This is a genomic window from Streptomyces boluensis, from assembly GCF_009908195.1.
In the GTDB taxonomy this organism is placed as follows: domain Bacteria; phylum Actinomycetota; class Actinomycetes; order Streptomycetales; family Streptomycetaceae; genus Streptomyces; species Streptomyces boluensis.
This window is the reverse complement of the sequence record NZ_JAAAHS010000661.1, coordinates 1-2017: the sequence shown is the minus strand read 5'-3', so window position 1 is coordinate 2017 and position 2017 is coordinate 1. Positions and strand designations below refer to the sequence as shown.

The following is a 2017-nucleotide window of genomic DNA, read 5'->3' as shown; positions in this document are numbered from 1 at the left end:
GTCGGGGCTGGGTGGCGGCGCGGGCCTGCGGGTCGATGAGGGACTGGTAGGCGCCGACCGGGCGGAGGCCTATGCGGCGCAGCGCGGCCCACATCGTGACCTGGTTCGCGGACAGCACCGGCATCCGCAGCTCGGCCTCCAGCTGCGGGATCGCGTCGTACGTGGGGAGGTTGGCGCAGCTGATGAAAAGCGCCTCGGCGCCGCCGCGGGTGGCCTCGAGGGCCAGGTCGGCCACCTCGCGGTAGGGCACCGCCCGGATGTTCCGGGTCAGGCCCAGGTCCGCGCGCCCGGTGACCTCGACGCCGACCAGGCGCAGGTACTCGACGAGGGAGTCCGTCACCGACCGGGTGTACGGCGTGAGCACGGCGATCCGGCGGACGCCGAGGTCGGCCAGGGCCTCCAGGAGCGCGCCGGAGGTGGTGACGGCCGGGAGCCCGCCCGACGCGCTGCTCAACTGCGCGCACATCGCCTGCTCGCCCGCCGGCCCGCCGATGAAACTGCCGGACGTGCAGGCGTACGCGAGGGCGCGCGGCTCGACCTCCTGGAGGGCCGAGACGGCGGCGCGCAGGGTCTCGTGCTCGCTGATCAGGCGCGCCATGTCGAGGCTCACCTCGACCGGTACGTACGGGGTGCGGGTGATGTGCAGGGAGACCTCGTCGGGCACCCAGCGCCACAGTTCGCGGTCGAGGGCGAAGTCGAACGGGGCGACTACGCCGACGCCGCACTGGGGCAGTGGGCCGCCGAGGGTGGTGATGTCCAATGCGGTTCCCCTTCGACGCTGCGTATGGAGGTGTGGAGCTGCGCTGCCGTGGGGGGTGACCGTCCGTACAGACGGTAGATTGTTGACAATCTACGGATCTGCTGCCTAGCGTGTCAATGCCTGGTGAGGGTGCCTGGTGAGGGCCCGTCGACAGCCCGTACCGCGACAGTCCGTACCGATCCGAAGGACGGCTTCCGTATGACCGACACCACCACCCCGCGCGTCCTGGTCCTCAGCGGTGAGCCGCCCGCCGGGCTCGCTCCGCTCGCGGGTCTGGCCGAGCTGCGGACCGTCACCGAGGAGCGGCTCGCGGCCGAGCTGCCCGGCGCGGACGCGCTGCTCGTCTGGGACTTCAGCACCGACGCGCTGCCCGCCGTCTGGCCGCGCGCGGGCGGCCCGCGCTGGGTGCACACCGCGAGCGCCGGGGTGGACCGGCTGATGTTCCCCGCCCTGGTCGACTCGGACACGGTCGTCACCAACGCGCGCGGCGTCTTCGAGCAGCCCATCGCGGAGTACGTGGCGGGCCAGGTGCTGGCCCTCGCCAAGGACTTCGCCGGTACGTACGCGCGCCAGCGGGAGCGGGTCTGGGAGCACCGGGTCACCGAGCGGGTCGCCGGGACCCGGGCCGTCGTGGTGGGCGGCGGGCCCATCGGGCGGGCCACCGCGCGCACCCTGGCCGCGCTCGGCCTGCGGGTGTCCCTGGTGGGGCGGACCGCGCGTACGGACGACCCCGAGGTGGGCCGGGTGCACGCCTTCGCCGAGCTCGACGCGCTGCTGCCGGACGCCGACTGGGTGGTGGCCGCCGCCCCGCTGACCGAGCAGACGCGGGACATGTTCGACGCGCGTGCCTTCGCCCTGATGAAGCGCGGCGCCCGCTTCCTCAACGTGGGGCGCGGGCCGCTCGTCGTCGAGGAGGACCTGCTGTACGCGCTGCGGCAGGGGCGGTTGGGCGGCGCGGCGCTCGACGTGTTCCGGGAGGAGCCGCTGGACCGGGACAGTCCGCTGTGGGACGCACCGGGCCTGCTTGTGTCCCCGCACATGTCGGCGGACACCACGACCTGGCTCGACGACCTGGCGGAGGTCTTCGTCGACAACTTCACCCGCTGGCGCGCGGGCCGCCCCTTGCGCAACGTGGTCGACAAGAAGCTCGGATACGTGCCGGTCACCCCCGTCGAAGGAGCGCCCCGATGACGTACGTACAGGAAGAGGCCCGCATGCCCGGTGCAGGAGTGGAAGCCGGTGGTGGGGTCCAGGGGC

General features: G+C 73.3%; 2 protein-coding genes. One reads left to right on the top strand and one right to left on the bottom strand.

The genetic code is table 11. The features are described from left to right. On the bottom strand, positions 1–760 hold a 760-nt coding region (locus GUY60_RS37200; protein ID WP_161705922.1), incomplete at its 3' end, for a maleate cis-trans isomerase family protein. 198 nt (positions 761–958) lie between these two features. Here GUY60_RS37200 and GUY60_RS37195 point away from each other — a divergent pair. Further along, complete coding sequence (locus tag GUY60_RS37195) at positions 959–1951, top strand: D-2-hydroxyacid dehydrogenase (protein ID WP_161705921.1); 993 nt, start codon at positions 959–961, stop codon at positions 1949–1951. Positions 1952–2017: the final 66 nt, after the last annotated feature.